This window comes from Leptospira biflexa serovar Patoc strain 'Patoc 1 (Paris)' (genome assembly GCF_000017685.1).
Classification (GTDB): Bacteria; Spirochaetota; Leptospiria; order Leptospirales; family Leptospiraceae; genus Leptospira_A; species Leptospira_A biflexa.
Map to the genome: position 1 here is coordinate 37,381 of NC_010602.1, position 19,881 is coordinate 57,261.

20 protein-coding genes are annotated in these 19,881 nt (G+C 37.4%); 8 read left to right on the forward strand and 12 right to left on the reverse strand.

What is annotated here, in order from left to right:
- Positions 1–2: 2 nt before the first annotated feature.
- A complete protein-coding gene (locus tag LEPBI_RS00200; RefSeq protein ID WP_012476052.1) occupies positions 3–1,196 on the reverse strand; it encodes a DegT/DnrJ/EryC1/StrS family aminotransferase in 1,194 nt (397 codons plus the stop codon).
- A gap of 156 nt (positions 1,197–1,352) precedes the next feature.
- Between LEPBI_RS00200 and add the strand changes: the two genes are divergently transcribed.
- Both add and LEPBI_RS00210 read left to right on the forward strand, forming a co-directional pair.
- Positions 1,353–2,705, forward strand: a complete 1,353-nt coding sequence (gene add, locus LEPBI_RS00205; RefSeq protein ID WP_012476053.1) for an adenosine deaminase — start codon at positions 1,353–1,355, stop codon at positions 2,703–2,705.
- A 39-nt stretch (positions 2,706–2,744) separates the two neighbouring features.
- Positions 2,745–3,797 carry a hypothetical protein gene (locus LEPBI_RS00210; RefSeq protein ID WP_012387077.1) on the forward strand — a complete coding sequence of 351 codons (1,053 nt, stop codon included), beginning with the start codon at positions 2,745–2,747 and terminating at the stop codon, positions 3,795–3,797.
- A 34-nt stretch (positions 3,798–3,831) separates the two neighbouring features.
- Here LEPBI_RS00210 and LEPBI_RS00215 read toward each other — a convergent pair whose 3' ends face one another.
- The 3 genes from LEPBI_RS00215 to arsN2 form a co-directional block, all read right to left on the reverse strand.
- On the reverse strand, positions 3,832–4,350 hold the full coding sequence (locus tag LEPBI_RS00215; protein WP_012387078.1) for a VOC family protein: 519 nt from the start codon (positions 4,348–4,350) through the stop codon (positions 3,832–3,834).
- A gap of 80 nt (positions 4,351–4,430) precedes the next feature.
- On the reverse strand, positions 4,431–4,829 hold the full coding sequence (locus tag LEPBI_RS00220) for an ester cyclase (protein ID WP_012387079.1): 399 nt from the start codon (positions 4,827–4,829) through the stop codon (positions 4,431–4,433).
- 23 nt (positions 4,830–4,852) lie between these two features.
- Entirely contained in the window at positions 4,853–5,293 is a 441-nt protein-coding gene (arsN2, locus tag LEPBI_RS00225) for an arsenic resistance N-acetyltransferase ArsN2 (protein WP_041769542.1), read from the reverse strand.
- Positions 5,294–5,504: 211 nt separating this feature from the next.
- Between arsN2 and ygiD the strand changes: the two genes are divergently transcribed.
- Positions 5,505–6,347 (forward strand): 4,5-DOPA-extradiol-dioxygenase, encoded by an 843-nt coding sequence (ygiD, locus tag LEPBI_RS00230; protein ID WP_012387081.1) that lies wholly within the window; start codon positions 5,505–5,507, stop codon positions 6,345–6,347.
- Between the two features lie 43 nt (positions 6,348–6,390).
- On the forward strand, positions 6,391–7,041 hold the full coding sequence (locus tag LEPBI_RS00235) for an alpha/beta hydrolase (RefSeq protein WP_012387082.1): 651 nt from the start codon (positions 6,391–6,393) through the stop codon (positions 7,039–7,041).
- Positions 7,042–7,053: 12 nt separating this feature from the next.
- On the opposite strand, the gene LEPBI_RS00240 is transcribed toward LEPBI_RS00235, so the two are convergent.
- The gene (locus LEPBI_RS00240) at positions 7,054–7,791 is read right to left on the reverse strand and encodes a class I SAM-dependent methyltransferase (protein WP_012387083.1); all 738 of its coding nucleotides are present in this window, start codon (positions 7,789–7,791) and stop codon (positions 7,054–7,056) included.
- A gap of 194 nt (positions 7,792–7,985) precedes the next feature.
- Between LEPBI_RS00240 and LEPBI_RS18780 the strand changes: the two genes are divergently transcribed.
- A complete protein-coding gene (locus LEPBI_RS18780) occupies positions 7,986–8,105 on the forward strand; it encodes a type II toxin-antitoxin system HigB family toxin (protein ID WP_264365924.1) in 120 nt (39 codons plus the stop codon).
- A 357-nt stretch (positions 8,106–8,462) separates the two neighbouring features.
- Here the strand turns inward: LEPBI_RS18780 and LEPBI_RS00245 are convergent, their stop codons facing one another.
- Complete coding sequence (locus LEPBI_RS00245) at positions 8,463–9,455, reverse strand: IS30-like element ISLbi2 family transposase (RefSeq protein WP_012387085.1); 993 nt, start codon at positions 9,453–9,455, stop codon at positions 8,463–8,465.
- Positions 9,456–9,901: 446 nt separating this feature from the next.
- The gene (purB, locus tag LEPBI_RS00250; RefSeq protein WP_012387087.1) at positions 9,902–11,206 is read right to left on the reverse strand and encodes an adenylosuccinate lyase; all 1,305 of its coding nucleotides are present in this window, start codon (positions 11,204–11,206) and stop codon (positions 9,902–9,904) included.
- 108 nt (positions 11,207–11,314) lie between these two features.
- Between purB and LEPBI_RS00255 the strand changes: the two genes are divergently transcribed.
- Positions 11,315–12,082, forward strand: coding sequence for a glucose 1-dehydrogenase (locus LEPBI_RS00255; RefSeq protein ID WP_002980273.1), 768 nt, complete (start codon positions 11,315–11,317; stop codon positions 12,080–12,082).
- Here the strand turns inward: LEPBI_RS00255 and LEPBI_RS00260 are convergent.
- From LEPBI_RS00260 to LEPBI_RS00275, 4 genes are all read right to left on the reverse strand, one after another.
- Entirely contained in the window at positions 12,069–14,033 is a 1,965-nt protein-coding gene (locus LEPBI_RS00260; RefSeq protein ID WP_012387088.1) for a M23 family metallopeptidase, read from the reverse strand. The genes LEPBI_RS00255 and LEPBI_RS00260 overlap by 14 nt on opposite strands.
- 94 nt (positions 14,034–14,127) lie before the next feature.
- On the reverse strand, positions 14,128–14,910 hold the full coding sequence (locus tag LEPBI_RS00265; RefSeq protein ID WP_012387089.1) for an enoyl-CoA hydratase/isomerase family protein: 783 nt from the start codon (positions 14,908–14,910) through the stop codon (positions 14,128–14,130).
- Positions 14,911–15,026: 116 nt separating this feature from the next.
- Positions 15,027–15,998 (reverse strand): response regulator, encoded by a 972-nt coding sequence (locus LEPBI_RS00270; protein WP_012476055.1) that lies wholly within the window; start codon positions 15,996–15,998, stop codon positions 15,027–15,029.
- A gap of 7 nt (positions 15,999–16,005) precedes the next feature.
- The gene (locus LEPBI_RS00275; RefSeq protein WP_012387091.1) at positions 16,006–17,355 is read right to left on the reverse strand and encodes an EAL domain-containing protein; all 1,350 of its coding nucleotides are present in this window, start codon (positions 17,353–17,355) and stop codon (positions 16,006–16,008) included.
- Between the two features lie 88 nt (positions 17,356–17,443).
- Here LEPBI_RS00275 and LEPBI_RS00280 point away from each other — a divergent pair, with 88 nt between their 5' ends.
- Complete coding sequence (locus LEPBI_RS00280; RefSeq protein WP_012387092.1) at positions 17,444–17,689, forward strand: GlsB/YeaQ/YmgE family stress response membrane protein; 246 nt, start codon at positions 17,444–17,446, stop codon at positions 17,687–17,689.
- Positions 17,690–17,803: 114 nt separating this feature from the next.
- On the opposite strand, the gene LEPBI_RS00285 is transcribed toward LEPBI_RS00280, so the two are convergent.
- Positions 17,804–18,547, reverse strand: coding sequence for a YebC/PmpR family DNA-binding transcriptional regulator (locus LEPBI_RS00285; RefSeq protein WP_012387093.1), 744 nt, complete (start codon positions 18,545–18,547; stop codon positions 17,804–17,806).
- Positions 18,548–18,670: 123 nt separating this feature from the next.
- On the opposite strand from LEPBI_RS00285, the gene LEPBI_RS00290 reads away from it, so the two are divergent.
- The gene (locus tag LEPBI_RS00290) at positions 18,671–19,837 is read left to right on the forward strand and encodes an acyl-CoA dehydrogenase family protein (protein WP_012387094.1); all 1,167 of its coding nucleotides are present in this window, start codon (positions 18,671–18,673) and stop codon (positions 19,835–19,837) included.
- The last annotated feature ends 44 nt before the right edge of the window (positions 19,838–19,881 follow it).

Here is a 19,881-nt window from a genome sequence, read left to right on the forward strand (position 1 = left end):
GATTAAGAAAGTAATTCTTTCATTGCATCAATGACATCTTTTTCATCTGTTTTTGTCATCCCGGCAAACAAGGGAAGAGAAACCGATCTGTCATACATCTGACATGCATTAGGGTAATCTTTTCTTTGGAATCCATAGGTTTTTTTGTAATAAGGATGTTCGAAGATAGGAATAAAATGTAAACTTGTGCCGATATTTCGTTCCTTTAATTCTTCTACTAAGGTATCCCTTCCAATCTTTGCAATTTTGGGATCAATTTCAATACGGTACAAATGCCAACTATGAATGCCATTTTCATCTTCTTTCGGAAGTTTCACTCCCTTCAATAGGGCAAATTCAGCATTATAGTGTTTGGCGATCTCTGTTCTACGTTCCCAAAAACCATGTGATTCTTTCAATTGAACAACACCAAGTGCTGCAGCAATATCAGTCATATTGTATTTGTAACCTGCATCCACAACTTCATAGTACCAACCAGGTCGATTAAAAGCATCACGATTGATTCCATGCAAACGCATTCTACGAATTCGTTCTGCAGCATCTTTATGAGGGGTGGTGATCATCCCTCCTTCGCCTGTTGTGATCCCTTTCGTTGCATAAAAACTAAAAACAGTAAAATCTCCCCAGGTTCCGATCATTTTATTTTTATGAACGGCCGGGAATGCATGTGCCGCATCTTCAATCACATAAAGTTTGTATTTTTTTGCGATCGATAAGATATTTTCCATATCACAGGTATAACCTGCTAGGTGGACGGGTAGGATGGCTTTGATATGTTTGCCTGTTTTTTTACTCGTGAGTTCATGCCCGTTCCATATACACTTTGTGTTGATGGTTGCCTCTAAGGTTTCCGGTGACATTAAGTTATGAATGGGATCCACATCCGTTAAAATTGGTTCGGCTCCAAAGTAACAGATGACTTCCGCTGTGGCAGTGAAGGTGATCGAACTTGTGATGGCCGCATCATTCGCTGTGAGTCCAATTGCCTCAAGTGATAAGTGAAGGCCAGCAGTGGCTGAGTTCACAGCAATGGTTTCCTTGCTACCGACAAAGTCTCCAAACTCCATCTCGAATTGTTTTACTTTTGGTCCAGAAGTCACCCAACCAGATCGAAGTACCTGGGCCACTTCTTCAATTGCATCTTCGGAAATGGAAGGAAGAGCAAACGGTAGAAAGGTTTTGCGAGATGTGAGCATATTCATTTATACGACATAATTCGGAAAAAATTTCCAGTCTTTTCCGCTCCCAAACATCCTATCGACGGGAAAATTCAAAGCTAAATAGGGATTTTCACCCAAGGTTTAAAAATCTACTTGTATGCACTTACCAAATTCAGCATTCTTTCCTGGAACATGGAAGTTCCTTTTTCTGAAATCCTAAGCCGTATATCCGTCATTGACCGTGACATTGCTGAACTCAATCGCTTAAAGAGTCGATTGCCAGCTGACAGGCCCTATTCGCCGACCATCCAACTTACCTTCGATAAACAAATCAACACCCTACTTAACGAAAGGGTGTCGCTCATGGAATTGCCTATCCTCCACCCACCGCTTTGGTTACTGCCCAAAGAAGGAGCGGAAGGTTTAGAGCAAACAACACTACTCAAAGAAAGAAAATCACTGCTTGCAGGAGACCTTTCTGTTGCCCATCCAAACGAACAGGATGTCATCAACTTTATCCGAGAAATTCCCAAAACGGAAGTGCATTTGCATTTAGAAGCCTGTGTAAACAAGGAAACTTTGAAATTCTTATACAAAAAAAATGGGATCGAAGTCACAGATCAGGAATTTGAAGATAAGTACAATTTCAAAGATTTAAATGGTTTCATCCAAGTTTTCTTTTTTGTCCAAGGTTCAGTCAAAGAAGCATCCGACTTAGGTTACTTCATTGATAGTTTAGCAGATTATTTGCGATCCAATCACATTGTGTATTGTGAAGCCTTCTTCGCTCCATCAAAGTTCATCCAAAATGGTTTGGATTTTGATGAGATGGTAGAAGTGATGGTGAATCGTATTCGCCAAATTGAAGTGAAAGATGGAATTTCTATTCGATTGTTAGTAGATGTTTCTCGTTCCTTTGGTCCAGAAAATGCAATGAACAACCTAAAACGTGTTTTAGGTTTAAAACAGAAAGAAGTGATTGGTATTGGACTTGGTGGTGCGGAATTAATGGGCCCAGCAAAAGACTATGCTGAAGTTTTTAAAATTGCAAGAGAGTCCGGTTTACGTTGTGTAGCTCACTCTGGTGAAGATGACGGCCCTTGGGCAATATGGGATGCAGTTAATTTATGTAAGGCGGAAAGAATTGGACATGGCACATCAGCCATCCAAGACCCTGAACTTGTCCGTTACATGAAAGAAAACAAAATTCCAATTGAAATCTGTGTCACATCAAATGTTTTCACTGGAAAGTATGTTAGAAAAGAACAAAACCATCCAGTTCGATATTACTATGACCAAGGATTGATGCTTTGTATCAACACGGACGATCCTGATATTTTCAACGTAAATTTAACGTATGAATACTTTAAGTTGTACCGCTTTTTAGATTTTTCCATTGATGAACTCATTGATTTAGTAAGACAAGGTGTCCTTTGCACCTTTCATCCAGAAAAAGAAACTCTTTGGAAATCAATGGAAGAAAAAATCGATTTAATTAAACTGAAGTATAACTTAAATTCTGAAAAACAAGTATTGTCTGTTTAATCAGATAGTATAAATTTGATTTTCTTTTGGTGAATTAAAATGTCACATATTTCAATAAGTTTGCTCGTATGGATTCTTTTTCTTTTTGGATGCCCTCTGTTTTCACAAGTTGTCCAAGAGGAAAAAATAGAAAACAAACCGGCTCACCCTGTCCTTGATCCCAATCACAAAAGAAAAATAATCAGCGTATTCAATGAACCATCTGGTGCGCGCTATTTTTCTATCAATCCTGGTGTACAATTCATCAGTTCTTCTGTTGATATTGTTGGTCCAAACGGAAAAGCTGTGATGGCCGAAGAAACAAACAGTGTATCTCGAAATACAAAACTGATGTATGATTTGAAAACAAAGGATTGGCAAATTGGAGAATATTGGGGTGTTTTTGTTTTAAATCGAAATGGATCTTTTCTGAATACAAGGCAAATTATAACGGTTACGCCGACTGTTGAAAATGAAAATGGAAGAGATAATGTGGATTTACAAACAGAAGTAAAAGGAACTTATTCCATGTTACTTCCAGTTTTATATTTAGGAAAAGGTGGAAATGATAATTTTCGAATTGGTATGGGGTTTGGTGTAGGTTCCGTCAACTTACAAGGAACAGCTGATTTTAATGATGGAATTGGATTATTTACCAATGCGGTTGTATTCAATTCAGGAAATACCTTCGACAATAAAATTGATAATTTGGGAAGATTTTCACTTTTGACAACTGGTAATATAGATGGAGATCCCTACAAAGCATATTTATTATCCAATTTATCAGCTGGTAACAACTTAGAATTATTGGGAGCCTATTCCTTGTTAACCGGAAAAAGTTCAGGTTCCATTGAACCAATTAGTTATTTAATGTTTGCTGCTGCCGCAAATGGTCAATTGAATCCTTTAGAAATTTATGCACTTTCAACTCTCAGCAGAGGAAAAGTAGATTCACGAACCAACTATGCAAAAAGTTATTATTTCTTTTATGAAATACCTATAGGACCAGTTACATGGAGACTTGGTTTTGGGGGACCATTCTATACACAAAATAATTATACAATTGATATTTCTGGGTTTGAAATGTCACTCTATACACCAATCGAAATCTAATCCTTTCCATTTCGATTGGTGTAGCGTTTTTGTTCTATTTTTGTTGAATCGATTCCTTCAAAGTTGTTATGTCAATTTTTTGCATTTGTAACATGGCTTGAGTAGCTTTTTCACGTTTGATTGGATCTTTATGTGATATTAGTTCTAATAAAATCTTAGGTGTCACTTGCCAAACCATACCAAATTTATCTTCAAGCCAACCGCACATCAATTCCTTTCCTCCGGCAGATAAGGCATTCCAATAATGGTCGACTTCCTTTTGTGTTTCCACTTGGATCATAAAGGAAACTCCCCAAGAAAATTTGAATTCAGGTCCACCATTATAAGCAGAAAACCTTTGGCCGTTGAGTCTGAACTCTGCTTGCATTGGATTCACAGAAAGGACTTTAAAATCTTTAAAGATTCCAGCGTAATACTTGGTTACCTCTTCCAAATTTGCATTGAACATTAAAAATGGAATGATGTTCTGCGACTTTTTTGGTTGGGATGTTACTTTGATTTTTGTCGTTTTCTTCTTTGCGATTATCTTTTTTTTCTTTTTGGGTGCTGCCATTCTATTCTCCTGAATGTTTTAATAAAATCTGAAATGAGTTGAAAAAAATCACTTGAATGAGAGATCTATAAGTCCTTTGTTTATTTTCCTTTTGGTAATAAGGCTCCTAAAAACTCACTCGTAATCCATTCTTCTTTGATAAGGTTTGATTGGAATTTTGACACTACCAACTCTTCCCATTTGATTGTTTTGCCAGGAGTTAGTTTTTTATTTTTAGAAGGTTTTATTTTGCCTTTGATCGTGCGTTTCCAAACCACAATGTCTTGGTTCTCATAAATGAATTCTAGTTTGATTACTTTTAAATCAGATAAAAAACCTTTTAAATTTTTGATCCATCGACTCACGATCTTCAAACCCACGTAATCTTTTTGGGAAGTGTGAGCAATGTAATCTGCGGAAAACACTTCTGGAATTGAAGTTGTTTTGGGATTCGTAAACAATTCATTTAATATCAATTCGATTCTTGCTTTGTGATTCATCTTCGTTTTCTTTCCCTATCCATCTAAATTATTTTTTTCATACAAAATGCAGAAGTAGGACAAACGTATTGAAATTCTGAAGAATTTTTTAGAAATTCGGGAGCATTGGTTCGATCGATAGTCAGAAATCCTCGCTTTAAAAAAAAGGATTCGGCTGTGGAAGTTAATAAATAGAGTTCTTTGATTCCATTCGATTTACATTCATTTTCCAGCATACTATAGATAGTTTTTCCAATTCCTAAATTACGATATGAGTTCTGAATACAGAACGATCGTAATAGTGCGAATTCAGCATCACGTTGAATTCCGATACATCCGATAATCAAATTCTTTTCCTTTGCAATTCTATACTCTTGCAACATACTATCGGAAATATCTTCATAAGGTAGATGGTTTTCTTTTAATAATTGAAGGATGATCGGTTTATCATCTATGACTGCGGTATGGAATGTGAAGGATTTCATTCTATTCATTTCGTGAGCAATTAAATTTCCATGTACAATGTGCACAGGAAAGTTCTTTCTAAGACATATACCTTAAATTTTTTTGGAAATCAGAAAATCATAACAATTTGAAAAAATGAATCGAAGCAGAGAAAATAGATTGACAATAAATAGTTTGATATTAAACTAATAAAATCAGGGAGTCCGAGAGTGGAAACACTTACGAAACCAAATGAACGAATCTAAGTTTACTTCCAAATCAGACCAAAATAATGACAAAACCATCTATCCTTCCTTTTTTTTGGGACATGGCAGTCCTATGAATGCCATTGAGGAAAATGAATTTGTCGAAGGTCTTCGTGGACTAACAAAGACCATCCCAAAACCGAAGGCAATTCTAGCAATTTCAGCTCACTGGTTAACGGATGGAACATTTGTCACGGCGATGGAACATCCGCCCACCATACATGATTTTGGCGGATTTCCAAAGGCTTTATTTGATGTTCAATACCCTGCACCTGGGGATCCTAATTTAGCAAAGCAGATCCAAACGCTTGTAAAATCTCAATTGGTGCAATTGGATTACGAATGGGGTTTGGATCACGGAACTTGGAGCGTGTTAAAACATATTTATCCAGATGCAAACATACCTGTTGTCCAATTGAGTTTGGATTATAAACTTCCTCCGGAAAAACACTTACAAATCGCAAAGGAACTTTTGCCATTAAGGAAACAAGGTATCCTCATCGTTGCAAGTGGAAACATTGTGCATAACTTACGTATGGTGGCCTGGGATCGATTGAATGAAGTGTATGGATTTGATTGGGTTATGAATGTAAACCAAAAGGTGAAAGATTGGATTGTATCAAGTGATACTGAATCTTTACTCACTATTCAATCGAAAGGTAAAGAATTTGAATGGGCGATTCCCACAGCAGAACACTTCTTACCACTTTTATATACAATCGGGACACAATTGGAATCTGATTCAATTTCGTTTTTTAATGATAAACCAGTTGCTGGAGCATTGACGATGACTTCCGTACGTTTGGACTCTGACTTACATGAATCATAATTGTCGCTATAAATCTCCATATAAAGGTATCTAACGAATTTTTATGAATCCACCATTAACTTACTTAATCCGAAAGCCAAAAGTTTCGATCAAAAATCCTCCACTACTTCTTTTGTTACACGGTGTGGGTAGCAATGAAAAAGATTTATTTTCCCTAACAGATGATTTACCAGATCCCCTTCTCATTGTTTCCCTTCGAGGACCCATCACTCTTGGTCGGGATCGATTCGGTTGGTATGAGATCTCATTCACTGGAGGAACTCCTAAGATCAATGCCGACCAACAGATGAAGAGTCAAAAAATATTAATCGATTTTTTGAATTATCTACAAACAAAATACCAATTTGATGCCAATCGTGTTTGGATTGGTGGTTTTAGCCAAGGGGCAGTGATGTCTTATTCAGTCGGTTTATTACATCCAGACCAATTTACTGGAATCATTGCGCTCAGTGGACGTCTGTTAGAGGAAACAAAACATCAATTTCAAATAGAAAGTTCTTCCAACTTTCCAAAAGTTTACATCGCCCACGGAACAAACGACAATGTGATCGCTGTTTCAAAAGCAAGAGACTCGAAAGAATTTTTAGAGTCGGTAGGAATCATTCCTCATTACAAAGAATATTCGGAAGGGCATACGATTAGTGCAGAAATGTTGAAAGATTTGATAGTTTGGTTGGAAAAGGAAATGGAATAAAAAAAGTTTTTGTTATGTGACGAATCCCATTCTCAATAATAGTTGAAAGGATACTTTTCTCTCTTTTTGATTTTCGAAAAACGGTTTCATTAACGATTGAAATTCGATGACAGGATTTCTTCCATTTAGTTTTGTAAAATGTTTAACCGCTGACCATGTATTCAAATATCCAATTAATTGTTCCTCATTCCAATTGCATTCGATCTTAAATTCAGGTGTTTTGATTTCCTTAAATGGAAATGGAATGGTTTTATAGTGTTCGTCGATGTACTTCCGCTCCTTGTCCCAAAAGTTTCCAATCACATTAAAATAAAAATCATCAATGATTCTGTCTAAATCTTCTGAAATTTGGATTCTTCCATATCCGATAGCAGCAATCAGTGCCTTCTTTTTCGCCGTTCTCATTACTTCTTTATAAAATAAATCAAAATCAAACCAATGGATCGCTTGTGCGATTGTAATACAGTCAAAGCGATTCTCTACAAAATTAGTCTTTTCTGCTGGTTGTAAGGAATATTCAATATTCTCCGCTTGAATTGTTTGATTCAGTTGGGACGCACTGATATCGGTAGCATACACATTTGAGAAAATTTTGGAAAGCTCTTTGGCTACTTGTCCATTCCCGGTTCCACAATCCCAAGCAATGTCTTTATTTTTCACAACTGATATTAAATATTCAAAAAACTCTTTCGGGTAATGAGGACGATACTTGGCATATAGGTCAGATTGGGATGAAAAATTATCCTTCATAATTTAATTAGTGAATCGCATAGAATAAAAAATTCAAATCGAAAATGATCCGCTAATATATACATAATTCAATTGATATCCTGTGATTGAGAGGGTGGGGAAAAGTAAGGCAATTATGATTTTGTTATTCGAAAATTTCAATCGAAGTTTGGATTAAAGAGATTTCGAAAGCTTTTTGGAAATCTCCTTTCGATGTGAAAGAAAAATGCAGAAATGCTAATTTCGTTAAGGATATTAGAATCGTTTTCAATATATATGGAAACAAATACAGATTAATGTTAAGGTTTACATTAATCTTCATACCGAACTTTTAAGTTTTATCGGAACTCACGAACAATATGATAAAATCAATGCTGAGGTCATTGAAATGAATATTAAACCTATTAAGAGTCAAAAAGATCACTTAGATGTTCTCTCCGAGATTAAAATCCATTATGAATGATATGAACATGAAAAGTGTTGATATAGGAAATCTCATTGGGGGCCGAAGTCGTGCCTCTGAAATTCTAAATCGAAAAAGAAAGCTTAATTAGGAAATGATTAGAAAGATTAGTCAAAATCGTGGAATTCCTACCGACATTCTTGTTAAAGAATATAAAATCAAAACTTCAAAGTCAGGTTGCTATAAAGAACGACGTCCGTGGCGTAATTACTTTGGTAGGTTCAAGAATCTAGCGCACCAGCGCCCGTATTTCTTCTTCAGGTGTATTCCAATTCAAAGTTTTTCTAGGTCTTTGATTGAGTAAAGTTTGAACCTTTTTAATTTGGCTTTTTTTGAGTTTTGAAAAGTCAGTTCCCTTTGGAAAGAAGTCTCTGATAAGCATATTAGTATTTTCACATGTTCCCCTTTCCCATGGAGAAGCTGGATGACAGAAATAAACTTTCATTTTTGTATTTTTAGTAAATAATCTATGTTCTGACATTTCTTTTCCTTGGTCATAAGTCATAGAAAGTTTTAATTGTTTTGGAAACTGTTTTAACTCTTGTTCAAAGGCCTTTCTGACAGATTCAGCATCCATGGCTTTCAAAGGTACTAGTATGACAGTTCTTGTAACTCTTTCTACAATTGTACCAAGAGCACTTGAATGGTTATTTCCTATGAGTAAATCGCCTTCCCAATGACCTGGAACAGACCTATCAGCGACTTCCTTTGGTCGTTCTTCAATGCTGATCATATCTGGAATTTTACCTATATTGGCCTTGATTCCCGCAGGTTTAGCTTTTTTGCCTTTTCTTCTAAGGTAAGTATTGATTTCTTTTTTAAGCTCTCCTCTCGGAAGCAAATAGATAAAGGTATAAATTGATTGGTGAGAAATATTCATATATTTTTCATTTGGAAACGAACGAGATAGATTTTTTGATATTTGTACTGGTGACCATTTGAGTTCAAGACGATTTTTAAACTCCCTATACAACTTGTTGTTAGTTAATAATTTACTTTTTCCAAGCTTTCTAGATGAGGCAGCCATTCTTGATTTATACCCAGAAATAATTGCGGAGTATTGATAATATCTATCGGAAATTTTTCCTTTTTCTAATTCTCTACTAATTGTAGATCGGTGACGACCCATCATTTCTGCAATCGCACCTTTAGAGTATCCTTGATGAATCAACACGGACAAGGTTTCCCTTTCCTTCGGACTAATTCTAGAGTATTTTTCCATTTTTTCTCCGATTTACATTATCGGGTTTTGTTGCATTAGATTCTTGAACCTACCTTTTTTAATCCCGAAAACATCGCATAATAGCGACTTATCTCTAGGTTTCGGGACTAACCTTCGTTCAGGCATATAACGAGATACTAAATAAAATACGTTTAGGCATGCAGAATTAAATCTGCAAAAGCTTATAATCGATAATTGCTATTCGGATATTCGCCGAGATATCAATGATTTGATAATTGTATAACAGATATAATCCGAAGAAATAATTGTGCAGATAATTGCAATACGTATATAATCCAGGCAGAAAACTGCGGATAAATGCACCTTGTTTACCAACGAGAACTTTTATACGACAACACCTGATGATACAAAAAAGGTTAGGTTTTGTATTGTACACATAACCTAACCTATCTGAAATTTTTAAGAAATTGATTCTCTAATGTTTGTTAATCTATGATTCCCAATCGTTTGAAAATCAGTGGGATCCGCTCTAAATATGGTTTGATTTGAAAAATTTCATCCAAGTCAGAATCTTTGAGAATTGATGAACATCTTGGATCTTGTTTCAAAAGGTCTCTCAAATTTTTAGATTGGTCTGCCCAGACAGCCATCGCATTTTCTTGGACAATCAAGTAGGCATCTTCTCTTGTGATCCCACCTTTTTCAATGAGCCACAATAATACTTTTTGAGAGAAAATGAGTCCGCGAGTTACATTTAATGTGCGTTCGGTGGCATCAGGATACACATGAAGACCTTTCAATACAAAATTCATTTTTTCCAAAATGTAATCCAGAGCAATGGTGGAATCAGGAAGCACAATTCGCTCCGCTGAGGAATGGGAGATATCTCGTTCATGCCAAAGACCCACGTTCTGTAATCCCACGTTTACGTTAGAACGAATGACTCGAGAGATTCCAGAGATACGCTCACAAACAACGGGGTTCCGTTTGTGAGGCATTGCGGATGATCCCTTTTGGCCTTTTGCAAACGGTTCTTCAACTTCACGCCCTTCCGTTTTTTGTAACAATCGAATCTCGGTTGCCATTCGGTCTAAACTCGCAGCGACAACACCAAGCACTGACATATAAAAAGCATGTCGGTCTCTTGAGATCACCTGTGTTGCAATGGGATCTACTTTTAATCCAAGTTTGTTCAATACATATTCTTCAATTTCTAAATCGATATTGGAATATGTTCCGACCGCACCAGATAGTTTTCCGACAGCCACTTGTTCCCGTGCGTCTTTCATCCTTTCTAAATTGCGAGTCATCTCTGCAAAAAAGAGTGCAAACTTAAGACCAAGGGTCATCGGTTCTGCATGGATCCCGTGAGACCGGCCGATACAAGGAAGGTCTTTGTACTCTTTTGCTTTTTGTTTTGTGGTTTCTAAAAGTGTTTCTGTGCGTTGGATGAGAAGATCCATTGCTTGCACCATTTGCACACAAAGTGCAGTATCACCCACATCACTGGAAGTAAGACCAAAGTGAACATGACGGCCAGCTGGTCCTATATAAGAGTTTAAATTGGTTAAATAAGCAATCACATCATGATGGACTTTCGATTCGATTTCTAAAATCTCATCCACGTTGAATTTTGCTTTTTGTTTAATGGTCTCGAGGTCTTCTTTTGGGACTTCTCCTCGATTGGCGCGAGCTTCGCAGGCATAAATTTCAATATCTGTCCAAATTTTAAATTTGTTCTCTAATTCCCAAATGGCGGAAATTTCAGGATGGCTATAACGATCGATCATAAGGGCAGTCTTTCATTGCAAACTTCCGTTTCAACTGGGAATTTTACGATTGCCGAACGATGTTCGAGTTTCATGTTTAGAAACTAGTAATAAATCCTAGGGGGGCATATGTCCAAAGAATTCGAAGGAAAAGTAGCACTGGTAACGGGAGCTGCCTCTCCCATTGGTTTGGGAAGAGCAATCGCAAACCGAATCGCATCGCATGGTGCAAGTTTGGTGCTTGTTGATTTGAATCAGGAAAAAATTGAAGAAGCTGCAAGAGAAGTAGAAGCAAAATTTGGTGTGAAGGCAATTGGAGTTGCTTGTAACGTAACAAAACCAGAAGACTGTGACGCTGCTATCAGCAAAACAAAAGAAGCATTTGGAAAACTTGATTTTCTTGTGAACAACGCTGGTGTTTTGAAAGACAATCTACTCATTCGTATGTCAGAACAAGAATATGACTTTGTCATGGATGTAAACTGTAAGGGTGTTTTTCTAATGACTAAGTCAGCAAGTAAACTCATCCTCAAATCTGATTCTGGAAGGATTGTGAATATTTCTTCTGTTTCTGGATTAACAGGCCAACCAGGCCAAGCAAACTACTCTACTTCTAAAGCGGGTGTGATTGCATTAACGAAAGTATCGGCTCGTGAATTTTCTGGAAGAAACGTACTCGTGAATGCAGTATGTCCAGGATATGTACAAACTGAGATGACTGGGACACTTTCTAAAGAAGTTCAAGAAAAGTTAACGGATCCTTCTGTGATCCCACTCAAACGCCCTGGAAAACAAGAAGAGATTGCTTCCGCAGTTAAGTTTTTCTTAAGTAACGATGCATCTTACATCACAGGAACATACCTCCGCGTTGACGGTGGTGCTGCTATCGGGATGTAGACTTTTTATCCTTTGCCTTTGGTGCGTTAGTGATCGGTTTCACCACCTTTTGCACCTTAGGCGAAGATTGTTTGATTTTATTCTCTTTAGTTGATTTTTTCTCTTTGTTAGTTTCGATCACAGGTGGATCGGAAATTGGTTTTTTCTTTTCTTCTGAAACTGGTGGAGTTTGGATTTCATAATCGTATCTGACAGTTGAGCTCCAATTCCCTGCATAATCTCTCACACTAGCAAGCACAGTGTGTTTCCCGGGTTCGTATAAACTCTCGGGTTCAAAGATTTCAAGTCGCCCATCTTTTGGAAAAAATTCTGCCTTTCCTGGAATTCCATCGACTGTGATATCAAAACCATCTGGCATAATCCCCGAGCCAACATCAACCGCCTTTAAATACAAAGCGAAGTCTTCCCTTGGATAAACCGTTTTGTTCATTAATTCATGCAAATAGATATTAGGTGGTGTTTGGTCAGATAATACAACAAATAGGCCAGTTTTCCGTAGCCGAACTTTAAAAAATTGTCCCCAAGAACTAAAGGAGGATCCATTGATTTTTTTCACATTCCCATCAGGCAACACTTCGTACAAATCTGCAGAATTAATATCTTTAGTTTTGGGAACTTTTACATAAAGGTCATAACCTAAATTAAAATCTTTAAAATCAGGGCCAATTTTGTAAACACTCGATAGTTGGTTTAAACCTTGTGTATTGATTTTGATTTGTTCTTGGGCTTCAATTTCAAAGAATGCTTTGGAATACACTGCGTTAACAGGAAAAAACAACTCAACCTTAGTGTCTTTTGATTTAAAAGTTGTATAACGATCATAGTAGACATTGTATTTCCATTCTTTAGTGACAATGTGGCTATAATCCCCTTGGTCTTTTAGAACATAGAACGAAGCAAGAGACATTTGCCCACCCATACCAGTGGCGCGAATGGTGACTTCTTTAGGTTCTCCCATTTTCATTTGTTCGCTGTCAAGGATCCCTTGTTCACGGCCATTACTGCGCATACCAAGCAAATCATTTCCATCTCTCGTATGTAAATAATACGAAAATGGATTCCCATTTGGTTTGCTGACAGAACTGTCATACAACAAAACATTTTTTCTCGTATGTTCTTTTAAGATTTTAGATAATTGGAATCCTTGTAAAACATTATCACCAATTAACATATCTAAGGTGAAAATGCCGAGACGATTGCTGTTTGATTTTTGATGGATTGCAATTTGAATTCCAACTTTTCCTTGGATAAAAAGTGTTGGTGTTTCTGATAACTCAAATCGATTTCCACTCGATTCATAAAATGGAATTTCCACGGTTTCATTTCGACCATTGATAAACGTACGAGGAGTTTGTGGAGTGATGCGTAAGGCATTAAAAACGATTGGTTCCGCAGCATTATAACCCAATCCAAAATGCATAGGATTGTAGTACACATTGTCCTTAAACAATTCAAAGTGTAAGTGCGGAGGACCTACTCCCGTATCTCCAGAGTATGCAATGGTTTCCCCAGCTTCCACTTCGACGGCTTCGGGAAGTGCGATATCAAAATCAGTCCTATCTTTGAAACGTCTCGCTTGTTTTGATTTTAAGATTTGTTTGACTACTTTGGGAGCAAATTTGTGTAGGTGACCATAACGAGAAGTCATCCCATCATCATGTTGCAAAAATATCGCATAACCAATGCTCGACCATTTTCTTTGCACTCGAGTGACTTTTCCTTTTGCAACAGCGAGGATGGGGATACCAATCCTTCCTCCTGTCGAAAAATCCTGTCCCATATGGAAGTGCCCGGTTCTAAATTCACCAAAAGCACCTGTGATGGAATCAAAACCTTTTACAGGCCATACATATGGATTTTTTAAAACAAAACCTGGTGGGTAATCAGAAGACGATATTGCAAATAGAGCGAAAAAACTGGGAATGAGGACTAAGATCAAAAAACGCAACATCAGATTTCACTATAATTTTCGGCAATTATGGTGAAAAGACTTATAAGAATTCAGGGAATAGAATTCTTATCCCCTGAATTTAAATGAAGAAAAGTTATTGGAAAACAGGTCTTCTTTTTTCTTTTAAAGCCGTCATTGCTTCGAGTAAATTATCAACAACACCTGGTTGTTCGAATGATTTGGTCGTGTCGATTTTATACTGTTCCAAATTTCGAAGGAGTGAAGCGTTTAAGGTGTTTTTTGTCGCACGGTAAGCGGAGGAAGGTACCTTGGAAAGTGTTTCTAATTTTTTTACTGAGAGTTTTCTTACTTCTTCAGGTGTGGAAGCAATTTCATCAATGAGACCAATTTTTTTCGCTTCAGGAGCTTTATAGATTGTACCTTCTAAACAAACTTCTGCCCAATACCTTGGTTCAACACACATTTTGATCCGATCGATAAAACTTCCAGGAAGTGGGAGTCCAACATTTACCTCTGTAAAACCAATTCGACATTTCCCATCTAACATGAATTTGAAATCGGATGCAACAGTGATCACGGCACCACCACCCATCGCATAACCAGTCACTTCTGTGATGAGAGGTTTATCAAATTTCACAAGTTCTCCAAAGAGAATGACAATACCGCCTACTTCTTCAATGAGTTTGTCTTTCGGTGTAGAAAGAAGGTTTTCTGCATCCAATCCGTTACAGAAAAATTTTGGATTGTCTGTTCCTAAGATGACACCTCGTTTGGTAGGGTCATCCTTGATTTCTTTTAAGATCTCACCAAGGTCTCTCATGTTTTGGCCAGTCAGTGAGTTTTGTTCATTCATTTGAAAACGAATGATTTCTCCTTTTCCATTAGGTAAATCGATTACTTCTCTTTTGTAGTTCATAGGTTACTTCTTTTGGTTTAAATTTCTATCGGTTTGAATTTGTTATTTTTCGCTTGGATGGATACTGTATTTTGATTGGAAGATTATGATTCTATCTCTTCAGGACTATCAACTAGTTATGTATTTTCTTCACTTGATTTCGTTTCAGTTGGATTTGTTTGCATAGGATCAGTCTTCAAAGCTTCGTTTGTCAGAGAAGGATTGGAGTCTGGATTCGAATTTATTTCTATTTTGACATCACCTAAATTGGTTGGAGAAACCGTTGTATTTTGTGATGGTTCTTTATTGGTATCCTTAGCAAATTTTTCTTTTTTCTCTTTCTTACGTTGTTCTTCTTTTTTTAACTCTTCCATCTTGACGTATTCGTCAAATTCGTTTGGAGCCATGAACACCAACATTTTTTCATCGTCCGTTGCATGTTCGATAAATGCACCCATATGCCGCCCAGCGATGAAAATGATTTTGTCTTGGTTTTGAAAAATTTTCATCACTCTTTCAAATACTTCAACTTCTTCTTTTCCTAGTTCAGGTACAACACGAACATCAAAACAAATTCTTTCTGCATGAATGGATTTCAAAAAATTGAGAGTGAATATTTTTTTAAATTCTGGAAACACATATCGTTTCAAATTGGCTCGGCATTGGAATAAAACTCGACCATGTCCCCTGTCCACAACCACAAACGATACATTATCTCTGGTTTTGGAAGATTCACTAAATTTATATTCTTCAATATGAGAATGAATTCTATCAAGTAGTGCCTGTTTGGCGAGAGGTTTTATCATGTAATCGGTGAAACCGAGTTTTTTATGATTTGCGATGAAGTTTGTATCTTCTTTTGGAATCATCGCAAGAATGGGAATGTTATGAGTGATCACATCACGACGTAGTTCTAAAATGAATTCTAATTCTTTTTTATCTTTAAAAGTTAATCCCATAAGAATGATATCTGGGTTAGAGGATTTTACATATTCCTGGACCGTTTGTGAAAACTTCGTGATGACAACTCTTTGTCTTAATCCTAAAAAGATATTTTCCAAATCCTGAGCTGAATTTGGATCATTTTCGATGGTCATGATAAAATGCATAAAAACTTTAAATGAGTCCTTCTTCGGATGCGACTAAAAACAAGTTCCCGACTTTCTTTTGTTTTTCCGATAAAATTTTGTCTGTTAATACTTCTTTCACAACATCCTCGTGAATGGAATGGAGTAAATCAAAATCCCGTTTGTAATCTGTCACTGTCATTTTTCCAAATAAGATATTGGCTTGGAATTGATAAATTTGATGTTCCATCAGGAAGTTTAATGTATCAAAATCTTCTACCGCTTCTGCAGTGATCACTGCTTCTCGGTTGTCTGCCAATCGTTTGCAATAGTCAATGAACGCTAAATTGTCCAAAAATTTAATTTGGTCCTCTTCAATTTTGAATTTAAAACTAATCGGATCCAATTTGAATTCTTTGATCATAATGCCGAGATCGAGTACTATTTGATGAGACTGACTTTTGACTCCAAAGTCATCAGCGGCAAAACTCATTCCGTGCGAATAAAAAGCGTGGCATACGTCTTTTAAATGGTATTTTGATTCGTCGTATGGTTTTTCAACGAGCTCAAAACGAACGTTTTCTGGTGATAGATCCTTGCTTTCGATGAGTTTTTTCAATCGATCCACACGTTCATTATGTGAAAATGTATCAATCAAGGATTGGGGAGAAATATTAAATTTTAATAACCCAGGTGCACCTTCGCAAGCAATGATCAGTTTCTCTAAAATCAAAAGTTCAATACGATTGAGATCCTGGTCGGAAGGAATATCATTGATGAGATCTTTGTATCCAATATAGGCACCCCCGCCTAAAAACACTTCTCCCCCTTTCACAGAATAAGTTTTGTCTTTGGGATTAAAAATGACTGTGGGTTGGATCATCGCTTCATGAACTGATCCTGAGATATATGTATTGGCTTTGTTGTAATAGGTCCAACTCCATCGAACCAAATTGTCGTTCAGGTTTTTTTCGGATGATCGAAACAGTTCGACAAAAATTTCTTCGTTATCGGAGATAAAATTAGATTGGGTTCGAGAGACTCCAAAATGAAAGGAAACGATTTTATTTTGTAAACATTGTTGTTGGAATTTTCCAACGGAATTTTCAATATTTGGAAATTTTTCAATATCCCATTCAAATAAAGGAGAGATCCCCATTAACAAAATATTTTGTTTTTCCAAATAATGAAATCCAAAAGAGATATCTTCCAAATCCAAACAGGAGTAAAATTCTGTTCGTAATAAATCTAAAAACTCGGTGAGTTCAATGCCTGCAATATTTTCAAAACGAATGAGAAAGAGAGGTTTTCCTTTATTCTCTTGGATGAAATGTTTTTTGAAAACTTCCAAATCTTTCATTCCAAAATAATAGGGACCTGTTAATAGCTGATTTTTCAAATGGTGCCTTCGTATATGATTTGATTCTTTAACGACGTCCTGTAATTTTATGAGAATTCAATAGAAAAGGCAACAAGGATAGTCACTTATGTATAGTTTTATTTGGTTTTTACTCATTGGACTTGCGGCAGGTTGGCTTGCAGGTAGAATCCTGCGAGGGAAAGGTTTTGGGATCATTGCCAATTTAGTGATTGGTGTGGTTGGATCGTTTTTAGGTGGGATTGTGTTTGGACTTCTTGGATTTCGTACTTACGGAATTGTTGCCGAACTCATCGTTGCTGTCATTGGAGCGATTTTACTCATTTTCATCGCGGGGATGATCAAAAAGAAATAATCCAATCGGTAGGAGCCTTACGTTTCAATCCAAACGTATTGTATTAAGTTTGATCGTTTTGACAGGGAGACATAAATCCCTGTCAGTTCGCTATGAATTTACAAAATGAATCGATCAATCGAGTTCAACACCTTCGCCTAACTCAAAGTTGGAACTCACACCTTGCACATCATCATTGGCTTCTAAGTTTTCAATGAGTTTCATCACTTTTTCGGCCGTCTCTTTCTCATTCACTTCCACAGTTGTCATTGGAATGTATTTGATTTCCGATTCTTCCATATTCAAACCTTTGGAAGAGAGTGCCGATTGCACTGCTTCATATTCTGAAGGTGATGTGAGGACCACATACATTCCGTCGTTCACTTGGATGTCCTCTGCTCCAGCCCCAAGTGCTAAATCAAACAAAGCCTCTTCCGAAATTTGATCCGCCTTTAGAGTCAGTTGGCCTTTGCGTTCAAACAAACGTGAAACAGCTCCCGCATTGGCAAGGGAACCACCAAGTTTTGTTAAAATACTTTTGATTTCAGGAGTTGTACGGGATTTTTTATCGGTGAGGACGTCTACCATGATGGCTACACCACCTGGTGCATAACATTCGTACAGACACTCTTCATACACCATACCTTCCAGACCACCCGTTCCCTTTTTGATGGCACGTTCGATATTGTCTTTTGGCATATTGGCGGCTTTGGCTTTTGTCACCGCTAAGCGAAGTCTTGGGTTCCCTTCTTGGTCACCTCCACCTTCTTTGGCTGCCACAGAAATTTCTTTGGCTATCCTTGTAAAGATGGCGCCTCTTTTGGCATCAATGGCTCCCTTTTTTCTTCGAATCGTCGCCCATTTCGAGTGTCCTGACATTGTAGTCTCCCATGGCTAGGATTTTGGATTCAAAAGATTTTTCAACAGATTTAAGTCGCCCTAGTTTCTTGACTCATAGAGAAAATTCCAAAGTACTGTAAAAAAACATCCATAAGGCAACCCATGATCGACTTTTCAATCACCGATGAACAAAAAGCCCTCCGCGATTTAGCCAGAGATTTCGCAAAAAATGAAATGATTCCCAAAGCGGAACACCATGACCACACAGGTGAATATCCAAAAGAAATTTTGAAAAAAGCATTTGATGTAGGCCTCATGAACATGCACATACCTGCCGAATACGGTGGAGCAGGACTCGGAGTTCTAGACGAACTCATCGCCTCAGAAGAGTTATTTTATGGATGTTCAGGGATGGCAACAGCGATCCTTGCCAATAACTTAGCACTCGCACCAGTTCTTCTCGGTGCTGACGATTACGTCATGAAAAAATTCATCCAACCAATGTCGGAAACGTTCACTCTTGCTGCCTATGCAGTGACAGAACCAGGTGCTGGATCCGATGTTGCAGGAATTCGCACAACAGCAAAACGTGTGGGTGATGAATACATCGTCAATGGATCCAAAATGTGGATCACAAACGCAGGTCATGCGGATTGGTTTTTTGTTTTAGCAAAAACAGATCCAAATGCAGGCCACAAAGGGATGACCGGTTTCATTGTGGATGCAAAAACTCCAGGGATCATCATAGGCAAAAAAGAAAAGAATATGGGACAACGCTGTTCCGACACACGCGGTGTGACGTTTGAAGATGTCAAAGTTCCAAAAGAAAATATGATTGGGAAAGAAGGCGAAGGTTTCAAAATTGCAATGGGTGCTTTTGACAAAACTCGCCCCGCAGTTGCCATTGGTGCCGTTGGGGTTGCTCGCGCAGCACTTGACCATTCGATTCGTTATGCAAACACTCGTAATGCGTTCGGAAAACCAATTTCCGTAAATCAAGGTGTTAGTTTTATGATCGCAGAAATGGCCCGTGATATTGAAGCTGGCCGACTCCTTTGCTGGCAATCAGCATGGCTCATCGATAATGGTTTCCGTAACACATACCAAGCATCGATTGCAAAAGTATTCTGTGCTGACATGGCAATGCGTGTGACAACGGATGCCGTTCAAATTTTTGGCGGATACGGATTCAACGAAGAATACCCAGTGGAAAAATTAATGCGTGATGCAAAAATTTTCCAAATTTACGAAGGAACTTCACAAATCCAAAGAGTGATCATTTCGAAATTCCTCAACGACGGAGTTGGGATCGAAACTCCGAACGCTTAAAAGTTGGAATTGGGATCAGTGGATTTGAGATTCCACTCCACTGA

Bases quoted from the DNA above. Each gene is read 5' to 3' on its own strand.
- LEPBI_RS00290 (WP_012387094.1), top strand. From the start codon at position 18,671: ATGATCGACTTTTCAATCACCGATGAACAAAAAGCCCTCCGCGATTTA.
- LEPBI_RS00270 (WP_012476055.1), bottom strand. From the start codon at position 15,998: ATGCATTTTATCATGACCATCGAAAATGATCCAAATTCAGCTCAGGAT.
- LEPBI_RS00235 (WP_012387082.1), top strand. From the start codon at position 6,391: ATGAATCCACCATTAACTTACTTAATCCGAAAGCCAAAAGTTTCGATC.
- add (WP_012476053.1), top strand. From the start codon at position 1,353: ATGGAAGTTCCTTTTTCTGAAATCCTAAGCCGTATATCCGTCATTGAC.
- LEPBI_RS00245 (WP_012387085.1), bottom strand. From the start codon at position 9,455: ATGGAAAAATACTCTAGAATTAGTCCGAAGGAAAGGGAAACCTTGTCC.
- LEPBI_RS00200 (WP_012476052.1), bottom strand. From the start codon at position 1,196: ATGCTCACATCTCGCAAAACCTTTCTACCGTTTGCTCTTCCTTCCATT.
- LEPBI_RS00240 (WP_012387083.1), bottom strand. From the start codon at position 7,791: ATGAAGGATAATTTTTCATCCCAATCTGACCTATATGCCAAGTATCGT.
- LEPBI_RS00285 (WP_012387093.1), bottom strand. From the start codon at position 18,547: ATGTCAGGACACTCGAAATGGGCGACGATTCGAAGAAAAAAGGGAGCC.
- purB (WP_012387087.1), bottom strand. From the start codon at position 11,206: ATGATCGATCGTTATAGCCATCCTGAAATTTCCGCCATTTGGGAATTA.
- LEPBI_RS00210 (WP_012387077.1), top strand. From the start codon at position 2,745: ATGTCACATATTTCAATAAGTTTGCTCGTATGGATTCTTTTTCTTTTT.
- LEPBI_RS00265 (WP_012387089.1), bottom strand. From the start codon at position 14,910: ATGAACTACAAAAGAGAAGTAATCGATTTACCTAATGGAAAAGGAGAA.
- arsN2 (WP_041769542.1), bottom strand. From the start codon at position 5,293: ATGAAATCCTTCACATTCCATACCGCAGTCATAGATGATAAACCGATC.
- LEPBI_RS00255 (WP_002980273.1), top strand. From the start codon at position 11,315: ATGTCCAAAGAATTCGAAGGAAAAGTAGCACTGGTAACGGGAGCTGCC.
- LEPBI_RS00215 (WP_012387078.1), bottom strand. From the start codon at position 4,350: ATGGCAGCACCCAAAAAGAAAAAAAAGATAATCGCAAAGAAGAAAACG.
- LEPBI_RS00260 (WP_012387088.1), bottom strand. From the start codon at position 14,033: ATGTTGCGTTTTTTGATCTTAGTCCTCATTCCCAGTTTTTTCGCTCTA.
- LEPBI_RS00280 (WP_012387092.1), top strand. From the start codon at position 17,444: ATGTATAGTTTTATTTGGTTTTTACTCATTGGACTTGCGGCAGGTTGG.
- LEPBI_RS00220 (WP_012387079.1), bottom strand. From the start codon at position 4,829: ATGAATCACAAAGCAAGAATCGAATTGATATTAAATGAATTGTTTACG.
- ygiD (WP_012387081.1), top strand. From the start codon at position 5,505: ATGAACGAATCTAAGTTTACTTCCAAATCAGACCAAAATAATGACAAA.